At 69.2% G+C, this 16,591-nt stretch carries 18 protein-coding genes; 10 read left to right on the top strand and 8 right to left on the bottom strand.

From position 1 onward, the window contains the following. The first annotated feature begins 5 nt into the window (after positions 1-5). The 3 genes from C5C17_RS16870 to C5C17_RS16860 are packed head-to-tail and all read left to right on the top strand — an operon-like array spanning position 6 to position 2,808. Positions 6-521, top strand: coding sequence for a hypothetical protein (locus tag C5C17_RS16870; RefSeq protein ID WP_104254524.1), 516 nt, complete (start codon positions 6-8; stop codon positions 519-521). Continuing rightward, a complete protein-coding gene (locus C5C17_RS16865; RefSeq protein ID WP_258066265.1) occupies positions 518-1,729 on the top strand; it encodes a M23 family metallopeptidase in 1,212 nt (403 codons plus the stop codon). Before C5C17_RS16870 ends, C5C17_RS16865 begins: the two co-directional genes overlap by 4 nt. Positions 1,730-1,773: 44 nt before the next feature. Further along, positions 1,774-2,808, top strand: a complete 1,035-nt coding sequence (locus C5C17_RS16860) for an FHA domain-containing protein (RefSeq protein ID WP_181028653.1) — start codon at positions 1,774-1,776, stop codon at positions 2,806-2,808. Positions 2,809-2,844: 36 nt separating this feature from the next. Here C5C17_RS16860 and C5C17_RS16855 read toward each other — a convergent pair whose 3' ends face one another. The 3 genes from C5C17_RS16855 to C5C17_RS16845 form a co-directional block, all read right to left on the bottom strand. After that, positions 2,845-3,111 carry a glutaredoxin family protein gene (locus tag C5C17_RS16855; protein ID WP_104254522.1) on the bottom strand — a complete coding sequence of 89 codons (267 nt, stop codon included), beginning with the start codon at positions 3,109-3,111 and terminating at the stop codon, positions 2,845-2,847. Positions 3,112-3,267: 156 nt separating this feature from the next. After that, on the bottom strand, positions 3,268-3,366 hold the full coding sequence (locus tag C5C17_RS16850) for a 30S ribosomal protein bS22 (RefSeq protein ID WP_082775156.1): 99 nt from the start codon (positions 3,364-3,366) through the stop codon (positions 3,268-3,270). 124 nt (positions 3,367-3,490) lie between these two features. After that, complete coding sequence (locus tag C5C17_RS16845) at positions 3,491-3,703, bottom strand: helix-turn-helix domain-containing protein (RefSeq protein WP_104254521.1); 213 nt, start codon at positions 3,701-3,703, stop codon at positions 3,491-3,493. Positions 3,704-3,914: 211 nt separating this feature from the next. Between C5C17_RS16845 and C5C17_RS16840 the strand changes: the two genes are divergently transcribed. Further along, positions 3,915-5,372, top strand: coding sequence for a TrkH family potassium uptake protein (locus tag C5C17_RS16840; protein WP_104254520.1), 1,458 nt, complete (start codon positions 3,915-3,917; stop codon positions 5,370-5,372). Then, entirely contained in the window at positions 5,365-6,033 is a 669-nt protein-coding gene (locus tag C5C17_RS16835; protein ID WP_068478414.1) for a TrkA family potassium uptake protein, read from the top strand. Before C5C17_RS16840 ends, C5C17_RS16835 begins: the two co-directional genes overlap by 8 nt. Here the strand turns inward: C5C17_RS16835 and C5C17_RS16830 are convergent. Continuing rightward, positions 6,026-7,045 carry an Lrp/AsnC family transcriptional regulator gene (locus C5C17_RS16830; RefSeq protein WP_181028652.1) on the bottom strand — a complete coding sequence of 340 codons (1,020 nt, stop codon included), beginning with the start codon at positions 7,043-7,045 and terminating at the stop codon, positions 6,026-6,028. The genes C5C17_RS16835 and C5C17_RS16830 overlap by 8 nt on opposite strands. 109 nt (positions 7,046-7,154) lie before the next feature. Between C5C17_RS16830 and C5C17_RS16825 the strand changes: the two genes are divergently transcribed. Next, on the top strand, positions 7,155-8,729 hold the full coding sequence (locus C5C17_RS16825) for an AbgT family transporter (protein ID WP_104254635.1): 1,575 nt from the start codon (positions 7,155-7,157) through the stop codon (positions 8,727-8,729). 55 nt (positions 8,730-8,784) lie between these two features. Next, a complete protein-coding gene (locus C5C17_RS16820; RefSeq protein WP_104254518.1) occupies positions 8,785-9,984 on the top strand; it encodes a M20 family metallopeptidase in 1,200 nt (399 codons plus the stop codon). An 81-nt stretch (positions 9,985-10,065) separates the two neighbouring features. On the opposite strand, the gene C5C17_RS16815 is transcribed toward C5C17_RS16820, so the two are convergent. From C5C17_RS16815 to proC, 3 genes are all read right to left on the bottom strand, one after another. Further along, positions 10,066-11,295, bottom strand: a complete 1,230-nt coding sequence (locus C5C17_RS16815; RefSeq protein ID WP_104254517.1) for a CPBP family intramembrane glutamic endopeptidase — start codon at positions 11,293-11,295, stop codon at positions 10,066-10,068. 101 nt (positions 11,296-11,396) lie between these two features. Then, positions 11,397-12,950, bottom strand: coding sequence for a DnaJ domain-containing protein (locus C5C17_RS16810; RefSeq protein WP_104254516.1), 1,554 nt, complete (start codon positions 12,948-12,950; stop codon positions 11,397-11,399). An 89-nt stretch (positions 12,951-13,039) separates the two neighbouring features. After that, positions 13,040-13,879, bottom strand: a complete 840-nt coding sequence (gene proC / locus C5C17_RS16805; RefSeq protein WP_104254515.1) for a pyrroline-5-carboxylate reductase — start codon at positions 13,877-13,879, stop codon at positions 13,040-13,042. 114 nt (positions 13,880-13,993) lie between these two features. On the opposite strand from proC, the gene C5C17_RS16800 reads away from it, so the two are divergent. Continuing rightward, positions 13,994-14,293: a hypothetical protein gene (locus C5C17_RS16800; RefSeq protein ID WP_146079215.1), complete on the top strand. Its 300-nt coding sequence runs from the start codon at positions 13,994-13,996 to the stop codon at positions 14,291-14,293. Positions 14,294-14,309: 16 nt separating this feature from the next. On the opposite strand, the gene C5C17_RS16795 is transcribed toward C5C17_RS16800, so the two are convergent. After that, positions 14,310-14,771 carry a nucleoside deaminase gene (locus C5C17_RS16795; RefSeq protein WP_374953923.1) on the bottom strand — a complete coding sequence of 154 codons (462 nt, stop codon included), beginning with the start codon at positions 14,769-14,771 and terminating at the stop codon, positions 14,310-14,312. A gap of 81 nt (positions 14,772-14,852) precedes the next feature. Between C5C17_RS16795 and upp the strand changes: the two genes are divergently transcribed. After that, positions 14,853-15,488: a uracil phosphoribosyltransferase gene (gene upp, locus C5C17_RS16790; protein ID WP_104254513.1), complete on the top strand. Its 636-nt coding sequence runs from the start codon at positions 14,853-14,855 to the stop codon at positions 15,486-15,488. A 379-nt stretch (positions 15,489-15,867) separates the two neighbouring features. Then, positions 15,868-16,563, top strand: coding sequence for a winged helix-turn-helix domain-containing protein (locus C5C17_RS16780; RefSeq protein ID WP_104254511.1), 696 nt, complete (start codon positions 15,868-15,870; stop codon positions 16,561-16,563). Positions 16,564-16,591: the final 28 nt, after the last annotated feature.

Below are 16,591 nucleotides of genomic sequence, written 5' to 3'. Positions count from 1 at the left end.
GCTCGATGCGCCAGAAGATCGCAATTGCCGCGCTGGCAGCGCTGGCCCTGGGAGTGAGCGGATGCTCGCCAGCCGACGGGCCGCCGACGACATCGCCGAGCCGACTCGCGCCGGCGGATCGACCGCCTGAGCCCGCCGACGGGTCGCAGGACGAGCACATCGAGGCGGAGGCCCCGGAGCCCTCGCCGACACACGATGACGGGTCGGATGCCGCGGCGATCGGCGTCGCGTCCGCCGCCATGAGGGCCTACCTGCGTCGCGACGACTCCCAGCGGGACTGGCTCGAGGCGCTCCAACCCCACCTCACCGCGGCGGCGGTCGCGGCGCTGAGCTCTGTCGACCCGGCGTCCATCCCTGCGGTGACAGCCGACGGGCAGATCGCGGTGGAACGCGACGCCAGCGGCTACCTCGCCCGCGTCGTTGTCCCGACAGGCGGCGGTTCGTACCGGCTCCTGCTCGTGCGCGACGGATCCGGGCCCTGGCTCGTCAGCCAGATCACACCACCGGACGGAGCCTCGTGAGCTCGCGAGCCGGTGCGTGGTCGGTCGGCGCGATCGCGATCCTGCTCGCGCCGGCACTGCTGCTCGGGACCTTGGTGCTCACGACCATCGCGAGCACATCGCTCGCGAGCGTGGCGGCCTGCGCCACCTCCGGGTTCTCGGTGCCCATCGTTCCGCTCGGCACCGCTACGGGAACCAGCACAGGCGGGCCTGGGGGCGCCGCCGGTGCCATCGATGCCGACCCGGCCTCGGCGTCGGGCCTCACCGTCAGCACCACGATCGATGGCGAGCCGGCCGAGTTCGCTGGCACGCAGCTCTCGAATGCCGCACACATCCTGACCGCGGGCCGCGAGGCCGGTCTCGGGGTCCGCGACCAGGTCATCGGGGTCATGACCGCCATCGGCGAGTCGACCCTGCAGGTGCTCGACCACGGCGACGCGGCCGGTCCCGACTCACGGGGGCTCTTTCAGCAACGCGACAACGGCGCGTGGGGGAGCTACGCCGACCGAATGGATCCGCACGCAAGCGCCAGCAGCTTCTTCACCGCGCTGCTCGCAGTCGCCGAGCGCGACGCGCTCGCACCGTCGGAGGCCGCACATCGCGTCCAGGGAAACGCCGACCCGCAGCACTATGCGAAGTACTGGCAGGCGGCCGTCGCCGTGAGCGAGACCATCAGCGGAAGCAGCACGGGGTTTGGCACGGGAACTCTCCCGGCCGCCGGAGCCAGTGCGGACGCGGACGGCGGCTGTGGGGCGGCAAGCGCGGCTGCCGGCGGCGCCGGTGGCAGCGGCAGCGGCAGCGCCGCGATCCTGAGCCCCTCGGGCTGGGCCGCACCCGGTGCCGGCGCGCTCACCGACACGTTCGGGAACCGGTTCCACCCAACCGAATTCGAATGGCGCATGCACAACGGCATCGATCTCGCGGCGGGCGGCTGCGGCGGGCAGATCTGGGCCGCGCAGTCAGGGACCGTCGTCGAAGCCGAACCGGACAGCTCCGGGAACGGCACCATCAGAGTCGACCACGGCGGTGGGCTCGTCACGAAGTACCTCCACATGGAAGCTGACGGCTACCTCGTCGCAGTGGGGGCGGTCGTCAACGCCGGTCAGCAGATCGGCGTCACGGGCACAAGCGGCCAGTCCACCGGCTGCCACCTCCACTTCGAAGTGCTCGTCGACGGGGAACGCGTCGATCCGCTTCCCTTCCTCGACGCGCGCGGGGTGAGCTTCTGATGGCGGGAAGACGCACACGTCGCGAACCGGAGCCGGGCGAAGCCGTGCCCACCTGGCCGCGTGTCACCGCGCGCATCGACGCGCGTGGCGGCGGCATGCTGTCCTGGAACTCGACCCCAGCTGAGATCTCCGCCGACGATCGCGACGCCGCGCATGCATCCGTCGTCGCCCGGTGCACTCGCCTCGCGCAGACCATCGCCCGCGCGATCCGACTCGAGCTGCACGAGGAGAACCGGATGCAGGAGTTCGCCGTGCACCCATCGGGGGTCATGCGGGCGATCCGGACCGACGGACTGCCGGAGAACGATGTGGGAAGCGAACCCGAGCTCACGGTCATCGTGGGCACGTGCGTTGCCTGCGCCGCAATCGCGACGGCAGCCGAGACTCGCTGCCCGAGCTGCGGCACGCCAGAGCCGCTGCTCCGCCACGGCATCGCCCTTCGGAGGCGCGCCGACACTGAGCCCGACCAGCCGGTCATCAGCGAGCCACGCGCCGGGCGCCGGGCGCTGCGTCGGGCATCCTCGCAGGCGGCGAGCACAGCACCGAGCAGGAGGCCGGATCCCGGGACGGCACGAGCACCGGAGCTCGCGCAAGCCATCGGAACCGAGACGAATACCAGACCGGAGACGCAGACCGAGACGCAGACCGAGCCGACCACCGAGCCGACGCCAATGCCCCGGCCTGGAACCGAACACCGGCCGCGGCGGTCATCGCGCCGAACGGCGGCACGTTCGTCTGCCGCGCCCAGGGCCCTCGTCATCGAGTTCGACGACAGCTCCCGCGCAGTGCTGGCCGGCAGCGCCGCCGTCGGCCGCAACCCGTCGCCCGTCGACGGACGCATCCCCGTCCGCGTCGACAGTCGAGACAACACCGTGTCGCGCACCCACGCGCTCGTGGACCTCGACCGGGCCGGCCGCATCCTCGTCACCGACTACCACTCGACGCACGGAGTGCACCTCAGCGGCGCCGGCCACTCGGCATTCTCGCCGGGCGTCGTCTACCGCGTGCCGAGCGGAGCCCGCCTCCGCCTCGGCGACGTCGTCTGCCGAGTCAGCACCGAGCCCGCCCTCACAGGCTGAAGCCGCTGTTCAGGCGCGGACAGCTCCAGCCCATGCTCACCGCCGAGCAGCGGCGGCAGCCACCGCCGCATCCAACCGCTCGGCCTCGACGAACCACTGCGAGTGCTGCTCGCCATCGATGAGCACGACCGGAACGAGCTCGCCGTAGCGCTGCTGCAACGCTGCGTCGTCGAGGATGCTCAGCACCGACAGCTCAGCGCTGTGGCGGGCGGCGACCTCCCGCACCACCGGCTCCGCGTCCTCGCAGAGGTGGCAGCCCGGCTTGCCCAGGAAGGTGATCGTCGGAACGCGCGCATCCGTCATGCCCTCGAGTCTCGCAGAGACCACGCGGACGAGAGCGGTGTTGTGGTCATCAAGACGCGCGGGGAGCGACCACAAGCGCGCTCCCGGCCAGAGCGAACCCGCGCCTTAACGCAGAAAACGCCTGACCCGAGGGCCCGGCGCTCTGCGTCGTCGCGACTACTTCTTGTTGCGACGCTGGTGGCGAGTCTTGCGAAGCAGCTTGCGGTGCTTCTTCTTCGCCATGCGCTTGCGGCGCTTCTTGACTACTGAACCCATAGGAACATCCTTTATCTACAAGTACGAGGTGCGCGCAGCGGTGGGCTGCGGCATCGCTGGCGCCAGCTTACACGCCACCTGCCGGTAACCCTGTGTCCGACAAAAACTCAGGGTCCAGGAAGACTCAGGCGGTGTGCTGACCGAACTCGTCTCCGCGGCCGGACTGCTTGATGGCCTCGGAGACTGCCGACTCCGGCACCCGGAACGAGCGGCCGAACCGCACCGCGGGAAGTTCACCGGAGTGCACAAGTCGGTACACCGTCATCTTCGAGACCCGCATGAGCTCTGCCACCTCGGCAACGGTCAGGAACCGCACATCAGACAGGTCGTTTGCCATGTGTTGCAGCTCCAAGGTGACGGATGATCCGCGCGTTACGGAAGTGAAGTGAGTGTCAGTTGAATACCTTATGGCCCAGAGCACTGCAGAAACAAGGTGCAGAGCGAATCCTCCCGTGCCACGTATTCGCGATTCCACGCGCGAGGAGTAGCATGACCGACGCCTCGCGCACGTGAGGCGTCGGTCGACTGTGCTGTGAAGTGGGGATGTGATGCGCACACCGCGGGCCTCGAGCATCCCCGCTCCCGTGGACACGGATGGGCTGCTGCGGCGCATCGTCTCCGCGGTCGGCCGGAAGATCGACGACTTCGCCCACCACACGCCGTCACGGTTCGCGGTGATCATCTTCACGAGCATCATCCTGCTGTGGACGACGATCTACATGCTGCCGATCTCGTCCGCAGACGGAACGGTCACTCCGTTCCATGAGGCGCTCTTCACGGCAGTCTCGACGATCTGCGTCACGGGCCTCTCCGTGGTCGACATGGCGACGCACTGGTCCGGCTTCGGACACTTCATGGTGTTCCTTGGCATGCAGGTGGGTGCGATCGGCGTGCTCACGCTGGCGAGCATCATGGGCGCGATCGTCACGCGGCGCCTCGGCCTGCGGCAGAAGCTCGTCGCCGCGAGCGACAGCAACGCCCTGCGCACGCACGCTGGCCCGGTCTCCGAGTCGCAGGCCGTGAAGCTCGGCGACATCGGCGGCATCCTCGCGACGGTCGCGATCTCGCTCGTCATCATCGAGACGTGCGTCGCGCTGCTCATCATCCCGCGCCTGCTCATCGCCGGTGAGCCGCTGTGGGACGCGATCCTGGACGGCTTCTTCTGGGCGACCTCGGCCTTCACCAACACGGGCTTCATGCCGACGAGCACCGGCATCGAGCCGTTCGCGACGGATGCGTGGATGCTGACCTGCCTCGCGACCGCAGTGTTCCTCGGCAGCCTCGGCTTCCCCGTCATCTTCGCGCTCACGCGCTGGGTGAAGACGAGGCAGCGCATCTCCGTGCACGTGAAGCTGACGCTGTCGACGACCGTGCTGCTCTTCGTGCTGGGCGCGATCGCGATCTACTTCCTCGAGGGTGACAACCCTGCGACGATCGGCGCGCAGGAGCCCGTGTTCCGTCCGATGACAGCGGGCTTCATGTCTGCCATGACCCGTTCCGGCGGGTTCTCCACGATCGACCTCGCGAACGCCGACCCTGCCACAATGCTGGCGATGCAGATGCTGATGTTCGTAGGTGGTGGCAGCGCATCGACCGCCGGGGGCATCAAGGTCACGACGCTGGCCATCCTCTTCCTCGCCGCGTTCGCCGAGGCCAAGGGCGTCAACGACATCCAGGCGTTCGGTCGCCGCATCCCGAACGACGTGCTCCGCCTCGCCGTCAGCGTGACGCTGTGGGGCGCGACGATCGTGGCCGTCTCCTCCATCTCGCTCATGCACTTCGCCTCCGTGCCGTTCGACGAGGCGCTCTTCGAGGCGATCAGCGCGTTCGCGACCTGCGGCCTGTCGACGGGCCTCACCGGCGATCTGCCGGAGCAGGGCGCGTACATTCTCTCCATCACCATGTGGCTCGGCCGCGTCGGCACGGTCACCATGGCCGCAGCCCTCGCGTCCAGCGAGCACAAGCAGCTGTTCCGGCTGCCCGAAGAAAGGATCATCGTTGGGTGAGCCGATTCCACACAATGCGCCGGTGCTCGTCATCGGCCTCGGCCGGTTCGGCGCTGCGACTGCGGGCCAGCTGCAGCGTCAGGGGCGAGAGGTGCTCGCGGTCGACACCGACGAGGGCCTCGTCCAGAAGTGGGCGGAGCGCGTGACGCACGCCGTCCAGGCGGATGCGCGCAACATCGAGGCGCTGCGGCAGATCGGTGCGCACGAGTTCGCGGTCGCCGTCGTCGCGGTCGGCACGTCGCTCGAGTCGAGCGTGCTCGTGACGGCGAACCTGTCTGACCTGAAGGTGCCGCAGATCTGGGCGAAGGCCATGTCGGCGACGCACGGCAAGATTCTCGGCCGCATCGGCGCGCACCACGTCATCTACCCGGAGCGTGAGGCGGGTGAGCGCATCGCGCACCTGCTCTCGGGGCGGATGCTCGACTTCATCCAGTTCGACGACGACTTCGTGCTCGTGAAGCTCTACCCGCCGAAGGCGATCCGCGGGGTGCCGCTCATGGAGTCCGGGGTGCGCACGAAGTACCGAGTGACGGTTGTCGGCGTGAAGAGCCCGGGCAAGCCGTTCACCTACGCGATGGCCGACACCGTGGTCTCGAACCACGACCTCGTGATCGTCTCGGGTTCAGCTTCCGACGTGGAGCGGTTCGCCGCCCTCACGTAGCCGCACCGTCGACCCAGGGCACGTGGCCGGTGCGGCGCTGGCTGCCGTCGAACACGTGCCCCATGCGCTTGCTGTAGTGGAGCATGATGCTGCGCTCGACGACGCGCACGTCACCGTCCTGCACGATCTGCATCTCCACGTCCGGCGCTTCTGCGAGTGAGCTCAGCCAGACGATGGCGTACAGGTTCGCGCTGCCTCCCGCGAGCGCCGCGCAGGCACGCACGGACTGCCGCTGGCTGATGCGCGCGGCGGCCGAGTAGAGGCGGCCGGCCGGGACGACCATCCACAGCACCAGCGAATACGGCCAGCGGGGCTGCTCGAGCTGCACGTCGATGCGCTGCACGATGTGCCCGGACCTCACTGCGCGGTGCACGAACCGCCTCGCGTGCGCTTCCGAGACCCCGAGCGCCGAGGCCAGCTCGCTGCTGGGCGCGCGACCGTTGCGTTCGAGGATGCTGATGGCCGTCGCAAGGGCGGGTGAGAGCGACGCAGACGGGGACGTGCTGCCGTCTCGGGCCTCTACCTGTCGGGAGGAGGTGCCGAACCCGGATCGCCAGTGCGAGCCGTCCAGGAACATCCGCGTCACGAGCATGGTGCGCATGCGTGCGACGTCGGCGTGCGAGGTCAGGCCGAGACGGAGGAACCGACGCAGCTCGTGCACGTCAGGGACGAGGACGGTGAGCATGAGGTCGTGGTCGCCGGTGATCTCGGCGATCGTCACGACCCGCGGGTGCGTGACGAACGCCTCGATGACGGTCTCGACGGCCCCTGGCCTGCACTGCACCGCGACGATGGCGGTGACGACCCCGGAGTTCCAGCCGACGTGCGTCGTGACCCAGGCGGAGTCGTCAGCTTGGAGCCGTTCCCAGCGGCGGCGGGCGGTGGGAGCGCTGACGCCGATCGTCTGACCGATCTGCGCCCACGGCGCCCGCGGGTCCTCCTGCATGACGTCGATGAGCGCGAGGTCCGATTCGGACAGCACCGGGGACGCTTCTCGCACCTGGAGATCCATATCGAACATACTGGACCAATTTCTGGCCAGATGCGACCACCGTAACAAAGCCGTAAAGCAGAATCAGAACACTCAGGACAGCGAAGTCCCCTCGAACATCGGAGTGCTCATGACTCGGACTGACACCACGGAGCTCACGCTCGCAGAGGCGCCAGGACTCAGCGGAAGGATGCTGCGCGGCGTCGAGCGCATCGGCAACCGCCTCCCGCATCCGTTCTTCCTTTTCCTCATCCTCGCCGGCCTCGTCGCGGTCGCCTCGGCCATTGCGGCAGGACTCGGCGCTTCGACGATCGACCCGGCAACCGGCGACGTCGTCCCCATCCGCAGCATCCTCTCCTCGGAGGGCCTCGTCTACGCGGTCTCGACGGCGATCGAGAACTTCATCACGTTCCCCCCGTTCGGCCTCATCATCACGGTCATGCTCGGCATCGGCGTCGCGGAGCGCACGGGCCTGCTGAGCACCTTCATGCGCGCCACGGTGCTCTCCGCACCGAAGTGGGCCGTGACGTACGTGGTCGTCTTCGTGAGCCTCATGGGCAACCTGGCGTCGGACACGGCGGTCATCATCCTGCCCCCACTCGCCGCGGCCGCCTTCCTCGCCGCGGGTCGGCACCCGCTCGCCGGGTTCATCGCCTCGTATGCCGCCGTCATCGCGGGCTTCAGCGCGAACGTGGTCCCCGCAGGCACCGACGTGCTCATGTCCGGCATCACGACGAGCGCCGCGCAGATCGTCGACCCGAGCGCCGAGGTCTCCGTGCTCGCGAACTACTACTTCTTCGCGTCGTCGACCGTGATTCTGTCCATCACGATCACCCTGGTCTGCCAGCGCTTCCTCGAACCGAAGCTCGGCACGTACGTACCCCCGGAGACGAAGCTCCTCCCGGGCGCACTCACTCCCGACTCCGACCCGAAGCCGGTCACCAGCAAGGAGCGCCGCGCACTCCTCATCGCGGCGGTCGCGATCGTCGCCTACCTCGCGGTGCTGGTGGTCCTCCTCCTGCTGCCGGGCTCCGCCCTGCAAGGTGAGGACGGCGCCATCCTGCGCTCGCCGTTCATGTCGAGCATCCCCATCTTCATCCTCTTCATGTTCCTCATCGGCGGCATCACCTACGGCATCATCGCGGGCACCCTCACGAGCTGGGCGCAGGTCCCCAGCATGATGACGGACGCGGTCAAGGAGCTCGTGCCGTTCATCGTCGTCATCTTCACGGCGGCCCAGGCCATCGCCTGGTTCTCGTGGTCGCAGATCGGCCTGCTCCTCGCCACCGGCGGGGCGGACGCGATGGAGGCGACAGGGCTCGGCGGCATCGGCGGCCTCATGATCTTCAGCGTCTTCGTGTTCGTCCCCGCACTGCTGCTCACGAGCGGGTCTGCACTGTGGACCCTGCTCGCGCCGATCTTCGTGCCCATGTTCATGCTCAACGGCGTCGACCCGGCCTACGTGCAGGCCGCGTTCCGCATCACCGACTCGGCTTCGAACCCGCTCGTGCCGATGAACCCGCTGCTCCCGGTCGTCCTCGGCCTCATGCAGAAGTGGGCGCCGAAGGGCGGCCTCGGCACCCTGTTCAGCCTGGTCATGCCGTTCACGATCGCGATCTGGGGTGTCTGGCTGCTGCAGCTGCTCGTGTGGGGCCTCTTCGAGCTGCCCGTCGGCCCCGGCCATTCCCTCATGATGGGCGGCTGATCTGCGCGCCCGTCGACCCGACTCCGACCCCGAACCAAGTGGAGGAACACCGAATATGAACATCCGCACCGACCACGTGCCCGCCATCGTCGACGAGCTCGGCGCACACCTGCCGGCCCGACTGCCCCTGCTCGTCGACGTCGCCGCCGACCTGCACGCCAACCCGGAGATCCGCTTCACCGAGGTGCACGCCGCGGCGCGGCTCTCGTCCGAGCTCGAGTCGGCCGGGTTCGCGGTCGAACGCGGCTTCGCTGGCCTCGACACGGCATTCGTCGGCCGCTGGTCGACCCCGGATGCGGGCGACGAGACCCCGACGATCGCCGTGTTCTGCGAGTACGACGCACTGGAGGGCATCGGCCACGCCTGCGGACACAACATCATCGCGGCCAGCGGGCTCGGCGCGGGGATGCTGCTGAAGGACGCGCTCACGGCCACCCCTGGAACCCCCGCCCACCTGGTGGTGATCGGCAGCCCAGGCGAGGAGGGCGCTGCTGGCAAGGTCCCGATGATCGAGGGAGGGGTGCTGGACGGCATCGACCTCGCGATCATGGTGCATCCGGCGGCGACGAACACCGTCGGCGGCTCGACGCTGTCCCGGGTGGCGCTCGACGTCACGTTCACGGGGCGCGCCAGCCACGCCGCCGCGAGCCCCGAGCTGGGCATCAACGCGCTCGACGCCTCCACGCTGTCGCTGACGGCGATCGGCCTGCTGCGGCAGCAGCTGACCGACGATGCCCGCGTGCACGCCATCGTCACCGACGGTGGGCAGGCGCCCAACATCATCCCCGAGCGTGCGGCGCTTCGCATCTTCGTGCGCGCCAACGAGCGGGACCATCTGCTGGAGAACATCGTGCCCAGGGTGCGTGCCTGCTTCGAAGGTGCCGCGCTCGCGACGGGATCCTCGGTGCTGATCGAGGAGAACACCCCCGCCTACTACTCGCTCATCTCGAATCCGGTGCTCGCGGGTCTCGCCCACTCGGCCTACGAGCGGATCGGGCGGCCGGTCACGGAGGAGCCCATCACCGGGTCCACCGACATGGGCAACGTCAGCCACGTCGTCCCGTCGATTCACCCGATGATCCAGCTCATTCCCGACGGCGTCACGCACACGAGGGAGTTCGCCGAGGCCGCAGACGGCCCGAACGCCTCAGCGACGATCGCCGACGGGGCTCGGATGCTCGCGGCGACCGCGCTCGCCGTGTTCCGCGAACCGAGCCTCGCGGCCGAGGCGAAGCACGCGTTCGACGCCCGCTGACGCAGAGAAGCCCCTCGCGATGGACGCTGGTTCCATCTCGAGGGGCTTCGTCGTACCGGGGATTCGGCCGAGCGACCGGCGCTACTCGGGACGCTGGTTCGTGCCAGCCGGCGGCGTCGAACCCGGCTGCGGCTGACCCTGGTTCGGGGCCTGGCCGTAGTGCTGGTTCGGCACCTGGCCGGGCTGCTGGCTCGAAGCCTGACCGTAGCCCTGATTCGGAGTGCCGCCGTAGGTCTGCATGGGCTGCTGCGCGGCCTGCTGGGCGAGTTGCGCCTGCTGCTGAGCGTGCAGTTCGTAGGCGGCCCGAGCCTCGGCCTCGCGACGCTGCTTGGCGGTGACGAGCGGGGCCGTCGTGGTCTCGATGCCCTCCTTCTTCGCGCGCCAGATGACAAAGGCGGCGACGACGGCCAGGAACGCGGCAGGGAGGAGCATGATCGGGCCACCCGCCCCCGCGGAGCGGTCGATGCCTTCGCTGAGCTGGCCGGTGAGCACGGCCGGGATGAACAGCATGACGTTGTTCGACGCGTGGATGAGCACGGCGCTCTCGAGCCCGCCCGTGTACTTGACGGTGACCGACATGATCACGCCGAAGAAGAAGTAGTACCCGATGAGCCACCAGTCGCCCGCACCGTGCGCGAGGCAGAAGAGCGTTGCGGAGACGGCGGTTCCGACGATGAAGGACAGCTGTGGGCCAGCGAACCATGAGCCGGCGGCGCGCTGGAAGCCGCCGCGCGCCACATACTCCTCAGCTGCGGCCTGGAAGGGCGTCGTGAGCAGCACGAACGCGAGCATGAGCATCGCGGTGCCGTCGATGTTGAGCTCGGCTGGCTCGAGCAGGAAGAGCGCGGCCGAGTAGACGGCGAAGACCGGAACGATGACCAGCGCGAGCTTGCGGAACCAGGACCAGCGGAAGCGGCCCGTCACCGACGAGATGGTGCCCGGCCGGACGCCGAACAGCATCCGCTGGCCGAGGTAGGCGAGCGGGAGGAGGGCCGCGAGCGCGAGGTTGTTGGTGACGAAGATCGAGGGCGTCATCGGGACGACGCCGGTTTCCATCATCGCCGTCATCTGCGCCTCGGTGAGCTCGCCGGTGAGCGCCGAGATACCGAACCCGATCAGGCCGATGGTCAGCGACGTCGCGAAGAACCCGGCCACGAGGAACGCGATGAAGAGAACGCCCCTCCACCAGCCCTTTCCGCGACCGATCGGGCTCAGCGCGTGGTCGTACGTGAGTCTGCTGCTGCCGGAGGCGCGCTGCTCGGTGAGCGGAGCACTGCCGGTCGGGGTCGGAGTCATGCTGTGGTTGCTCATGCTTCGACGCTACTCAGCGGCGGATGCCGTGGGATCGGCCGCACGACTGATTCCGTTCCGCCGGGTGTCGGCTGCGCGACGGAGGCCCTGCCGAGCCCGGGTCAGCGCTTGTGCGCGATCAGGTCGCGCAGCAGCAGCCGGTCGACCCGGTTGCCGTCGCCGGCGAGCCAGTCGCCGACTTCGCGCAGCAGCGACTCCGTCGTCGCGAGGCGCACTCGCTGCCAGGTGAGCGCGTTGTCGACCTCGAGGGGCCCCTCGCGTTCCGCGACCACCGTCATCCAGCCGCGAACCTCGGACATCTCGCCGAACAGCTCGTGGAAGCGCTCGACAGCGTGTGGGAACTCGGCGGCAGGTGAGGAGAAGGCGACGCCGTTGTGGGTGAGCTCACCGTCGCGCGAGATGCCGTACGTGCCGGGCGCCCACAGCTCGTCGTCGACGAGCGCGACCCTGCGACCGCTGACGATGGCGTGCGCGATCGAACCAGCCGCTTGGCCGGGGACGCGCAGCCCGTGCACGACTCGAACACCGGGGATGCGGAGAAGCTGGGCGAGCGGCTCGCCGACGGAGCGCTGGGCGAGGAACGCGCGCATGGGGTTCGTTCCGCCCGCAGTGCCACCCGCATCCATGGCGGTCTGGCCAGGTTCGCCCCAGACCCGCCTGCCACCGCCTGCAGGCGGGGCCGACTCGTTGGCGAGCTGCACCAGCAGCCGCTCCCTGGTGACCGCGATGCGTCGCTGGGCGAGACCCGACCACGCGAAGTAGCCGGACACGGCCGCGGCGAGGTAGATGGCGGCCTGCACGAGCAGGCTCGCGAAGGCCGGGTTCTGCATGCCGGCCGTCGTGGCGAACAGGGACATGACGCCGAGGGTCGCAGACAGCACGCTCGCCGCGATGGCGATCACGAGGGTCGCGAGCCACATGGCCAGCGCCCAGCGGTTCGCGCGGACTCTGAGACGCAGGGCGAGCCAGGCAGCGCTCAATCCCACGTAGAGGAGCACGGCCGGCCACATCGTCGGCTCGATGCCTGGCCCGAACGTGGGAACGGTGAGCCGAGCGAACGACACGTCGAGCACGAGGAGCAGCGCGCCGACGATGACGATGGCGGCGTGCACCGACACTGCCGTCAGCTCGCGGCGCGTGAACGGACGCGTCGCGGCCACAGCCGGCGGCCAGTACACGGGGTGCTCCGGCCAGCGGGTGCGGAACCAGGCCATGCGCCGGACGTCGAAGCTCTGGGCCGGGATGCGGGCAGGGGGCGGGGCGTCGCGGGTCGCGGGTTCCGCGTGCGCGCTGCGGCGCGGGGCTGAGGTGGCGGACTCCTTGGTCGCCCCGGAGCGCGGTGGCGTGCGGAATCGACCACCCCCGCCGGCCGAGCGTCTGCTCGTCGGAGCCCACTGGGTCCGCTGCTGCGAGCGGACACGCCGCGAGCCGCCGCCGGAGAGCCAGGCGTCATGCTCTTGGCGGGTGCTCTCCTCGGTGAGCACCTCGACCGCGAGGCGGACCCGCACGAAGTCGTCGGAGCTGCCGCCGAGGTCGGGATGCGACTCACGTTGCCGTGCGCGCCCGACTCGCCGGATCTCCTCGAAGGACGCGCTGCGGGAGACGCCGAGCACGAGGTACAGGTCTTCCGTGAAGACGTGCTTCCGACCGCTCATGGCCGCCCCTCCCGCTGTTCGTTCAAGTCATCAAGCCTACGCATCCCCTGCCCCAGTGCCCGCCGCCGTGCGGGCGAAGCGTGTGGTGCTCAGGAGTTCTCGGCGGCGAGCTCGGCCGAGCGTCGCTGGTTCGCGGCGAACGCACGCTCGAAGAGACTCGCGAGGTCGCCGTCCTGCAACTCGGCGACGGAGCGCTCGGTGGTGCCGTTCGGGCTGGTCACGCGCCGGCGCAGCTCGGCCGGCTCGGTGTCCGGGTCGCGCACGACCATGCCGACGGCTCCCTCGAACGTGCCGACCACCAGCTCCCTGGCGAGGCCCTCATCGAAGCCCAGGCGCTTCGTCGCCTCGAGGTACTGCTCGATCAGCAGGAACACGTGCGCAGGCCCTGAGCCGGAGACGGCCGCGAGCGCGTCGATGCGGTCTTCGTCGACGGTGGCGACGCGTCCGACGCTCTCGAAGAGCGCCACCGCGACGGCCAGCGACTGCTCGCTCGTCGACGCGTTGGCGGCAAGGCCCGTCACCCCGAGCCCGATGCTCGCGGGCGTGTTGGGCATCGACCTGACGATCTGGGCGCCCTCCTGCAGCCGGGCGGCCAGGCTCTCGAGGCGCACGCCGGCGGCCACGGAGATGACCACTGCATCCGGTTTGAGCGAGGACGCGATCTCGTCGAGGAGCTCGCCGATGAGATAGGGCTTGACGCCCAGGACGACGACGTCCGCGTGCTCGACTGCGGCCAGGTTCGCACGCGGCTCGTTCTCGAGCGCCGTCGTCGTGACCCGGACGTCGCTGTCAGCGGCGGCGGCGGAAGCCGCCGACCTCGTCGTGACGTGGACGCGCGCACCTTCGCCGAGGGGCGCATCGAGCAGCCCGCGCAGGATCGCGCCGTTCATGTTGCCGCCGCCGAGGAACGCGTAAGTCAGTGCCGTCATACCCGGATTGTACGGATGCACCACCGACAACGCCCGAATGCAGCACCTGCTCTGAGAGACGTCAGGGTGGTCTCGGTATGCTGGCCGTTACTCGTCACCGTCGAAGGGGAACTCGTGCCGAATCCGGAACTCGCCGCACACATCCGCGAACTGCTGCTCGAAAACCCGCACGTGGGTGAAGTGCTCCAGGTGCGCAGCGTGGAAGTCGATGACCGAGTCACGCTCGTCGGCGTGCGCGTCTCCGTGCTGAACCTCCCCCAGGTGCTCGACCTTCCCCCGGTCCTCGCCCAGCTGCGCGCCCTCGTCCGTGAGGCGGCGCCTCACGCGGAGGCGATCTTCGTGGAGCCGGACGTGACGGAACGCCACAACGTGCACGTGAGCACCGAGTCGATCGTCATCCGCTCCGTCGACTAGCCGGAGCGCTCGGGAGTCAGTCGCGGAAGAAGCCCCGCACGAGGGCCCCGCACTCCGCCTCGCGCACGCCCGCGATGACGACCGCCCGTTCTGGCAGCCGTCGATCTCGCACGAGGTCGTACCGCGACCCGACGGCGCCTGCCTTGTCGTCCCAGGCGCCGTAGACGAGGGTGCCGATGCGGGCGGAGAGGATCGCGCCAGCGCACATGGCGCACGGCTCGAGCGTGACGACGAGCGTGCATCCGTCGAGCCGCCACGTACCGAGCCGCTCCGCGGCGCGGCGCAGGGCGAGCACCTCGGCGTGACCGGTCGGGTCGCCGGTCAGCTCGCGCTCGTTGTGAGCGGTCGCGATGACGGCGCCGGATGCGTCGGTGACGACGGCCCCGATGGGCACGTCCTCGCTCGCGAGCGCCAGTTCTGCCTCGCCAAGGGCGATTCCCATGAGCTCGTGCAGGCGCTCGTCGACGTGGAGTGACACGCTGCCCATCTTCCCACCGCCGGGGCTGCGGGTCTGCGCGGATGTCACCGGGATGCCTCCGGCTTCGTTACTCTGTATTTCATGCGCCTGCACGTAGCCGACCACCCGCTCATCACCCACAAGCTCTCGGTGCTGCGGGACGAGAAGACCTCGTCGCAGCAGTTCCGCTCGCTTGTCGAGGAGCTGGTGACGCTGCTCAGCTACGAGGCGACCCGCGACGTGCGCACGGAGTCCTACGAACTGCAGACGCCCGTCGCCACGACCACGGGGCTGCGCATGACCGACCCCGTCCCGCTGGTCGTGCCGATCATCCGCGCTGGCCTTGGCATGCTCGACGGCTTCCTCAAGCTCGTCCCGAACGTCGAGGTCGGCTTCCTCGGGATGCGCCGCAATGAGGAGACGCTGCAGCCGGAGACCTACGCGAAGCGTCTTCCCGAGAATCTCGCGAACCGACAGTGCTTCGCGCTCGACCCGATGCTCGCCACCGGCGGTTCACTTGTCGCCGCGATCGACTTCCTGTTCGATGCAGGCGCGGTCGACGTGACGGCGATCTGCATCGTCGCTTCCCCCGAGGGCATCGAGCGGATGCGCGAGGCGTTCGCGGACCGGAACGTCACCGTCGTCGTCGGAGCGCTCGACGAGGGCCTGAACGAAGACGGCTTCATCGTGCCTGGCCTCGGCGACGCGGGCGACCGCCTCTACGGTGTCGCGGAATAAACTTCGCGTCATCTGTTGACATGCGCGGTCACGACGAAACATACTGGCCGCATGACGAACCCATCGCGCACCCTGACCGCCTTTTCGGCGACGGGAACCGCTGGCATGATGATGCCCAGCACCGCGATGTCCTGTCGAATGTGTCGCTGACTCCGAATTCTGCTCGTCGAGTCGCCGCATTCTTCGCCCCCTTCTCCGTGAAGCTCTCTCTCGAAGAAGGAACACTGCGCCCCTTGGGCCAGCGTGACCGCACAGCTCTCTGCACCCGGTCGCATCCCGCCGAGGCTCCAGCCCCTCGGCATCGTTCGCGAACCGTCGCGAACCGGACCCGCCTGCACGCGGGCGCCTCGAGCATCATCACCTCAAAGGACTTCATCCAATGTCTCTCGCAACCGACTTCCGCCGCCCCCGCACCCTGAATGCCGTGACCCAGATCCCAGAAACCCCCCGCCCCGCCTACGTCCAGGCGGTCCCCGCCGCGCCAGAGGCGCGCGGTTTCGTTCTCTACGTCGGCCTCGACGAGGCCAAAGCCAACCTCGACGGAACGACGCTCACCGAGCTCGTCGAAGCGCTCAAGCGCGTCACGGCCGAGGTTGCGCCGCATGCTGAGACGCACGCCGCCGTGGCGCTCGCCCCCAAGGGCGCGGGAGGTCGCGACGTCGAGGTCGTTCGCCTCGCGCTCCAGGACCCGCAGGCGCTGGCCGCGCGCGGCGTCGAGGAGGACCACCAGCCGGACCCGGCGGAGGGCGTCACGATCGACACGACCCGCAAGCGCGTGAGCGTCTCCGGCGAGAACGCCGGCCTCACCTACAAGGAGTTCGAGCTCCTCCAGGCGCTGGTGCTTCGCGAGGGCCGCACCGTCGACCGCACGGAGATCATCGACATCCTCTGGCGCGACAGCGACGAGGAGCGACCGAACGAGCGCACCATCGACGTGCACGTCCGACGCCTCCGCTCGAAGCTCGGCGCGTACGGCGACATCGTGCGCACGGTGCGCGGAACCGGGTACCGCTTCGACCGACACGCCGACGTCGACGTGCTGTACCCGAACGCGCAGTCACCCGACCGCCTCTGAGGGCACGCCGAACCGTTCCCTCCTCCGC

It is taken from the genome of Pseudoclavibacter sp. RFBA6 (genome assembly GCF_002931575.1).
GTDB lineage: Bacteria > Actinomycetota > Actinomycetes > Actinomycetales > Microbacteriaceae > Pseudoclavibacter > Pseudoclavibacter terrae.
Note: the sequence above shows the minus strand (reverse complement) of the source record. Positions and strands in the feature narration are given on the sequence as shown.

Excerpts from the sequence above, each read along its gene's own strand:
- C5C17_RS16815 (WP_104254517.1), bottom strand. The coding sequence starts at position 11,295 with ATGAGCAACCACAGCATGACTCCGACCCCGACCGGCAGTGCTCCGCTC.
- C5C17_RS16855 (WP_104254522.1), bottom strand. The coding sequence starts at position 3,111 with ATGACGGATGCGCGCGTTCCGACGATCACCTTCCTGGGCAAGCCGGGC.
- C5C17_RS16840 (WP_104254520.1), top strand. The coding sequence starts at position 3,915 with ATGCGCACACCGCGGGCCTCGAGCATCCCCGCTCCCGTGGACACGGAT.
- C5C17_RS16810 (WP_104254516.1), bottom strand. The coding sequence starts at position 12,950 with ATGAGCGGTCGGAAGCACGTCTTCACGGAAGACCTGTACCTCGTGCTC.
- C5C17_RS16850 (WP_082775156.1), bottom strand. The coding sequence starts at position 3,366 with ATGGGTTCAGTAGTCAAGAAGCGCCGCAAGCGCATGGCGAAGAAGAAG.
- upp (WP_104254513.1), top strand. The coding sequence starts at position 14,853 with ATGCGCCTGCACGTAGCCGACCACCCGCTCATCACCCACAAGCTCTCG.
- C5C17_RS16870 (WP_104254524.1), top strand. The coding sequence starts at position 6 with ATGCGCCAGAAGATCGCAATTGCCGCGCTGGCAGCGCTGGCCCTGGGA.
- C5C17_RS16780 (WP_104254511.1), top strand. The coding sequence starts at position 15,868 with ATGTCTCTCGCAACCGACTTCCGCCGCCCCCGCACCCTGAATGCCGTG.
- C5C17_RS16845 (WP_104254521.1), bottom strand. The coding sequence starts at position 3,703 with ATGGCAAACGACCTGTCTGATGTGCGGTTCCTGACCGTTGCCGAGGTG.
- proC (WP_104254515.1), bottom strand. The coding sequence starts at position 13,879 with ATGACGGCACTGACTTACGCGTTCCTCGGCGGCGGCAACATGAACGGC.
- C5C17_RS16825 (WP_104254635.1), top strand. The coding sequence starts at position 7,155 with ATGACTCGGACTGACACCACGGAGCTCACGCTCGCAGAGGCGCCAGGA.
- C5C17_RS16820 (WP_104254518.1), top strand. The coding sequence starts at position 8,785 with ATGAACATCCGCACCGACCACGTGCCCGCCATCGTCGACGAGCTCGGC.
- C5C17_RS16830 (WP_181028652.1), bottom strand. The coding sequence starts at position 7,045 with ATGGATCTCCAGGTGCGAGAAGCGTCCCCGGTGCTGTCCGAATCGGAC.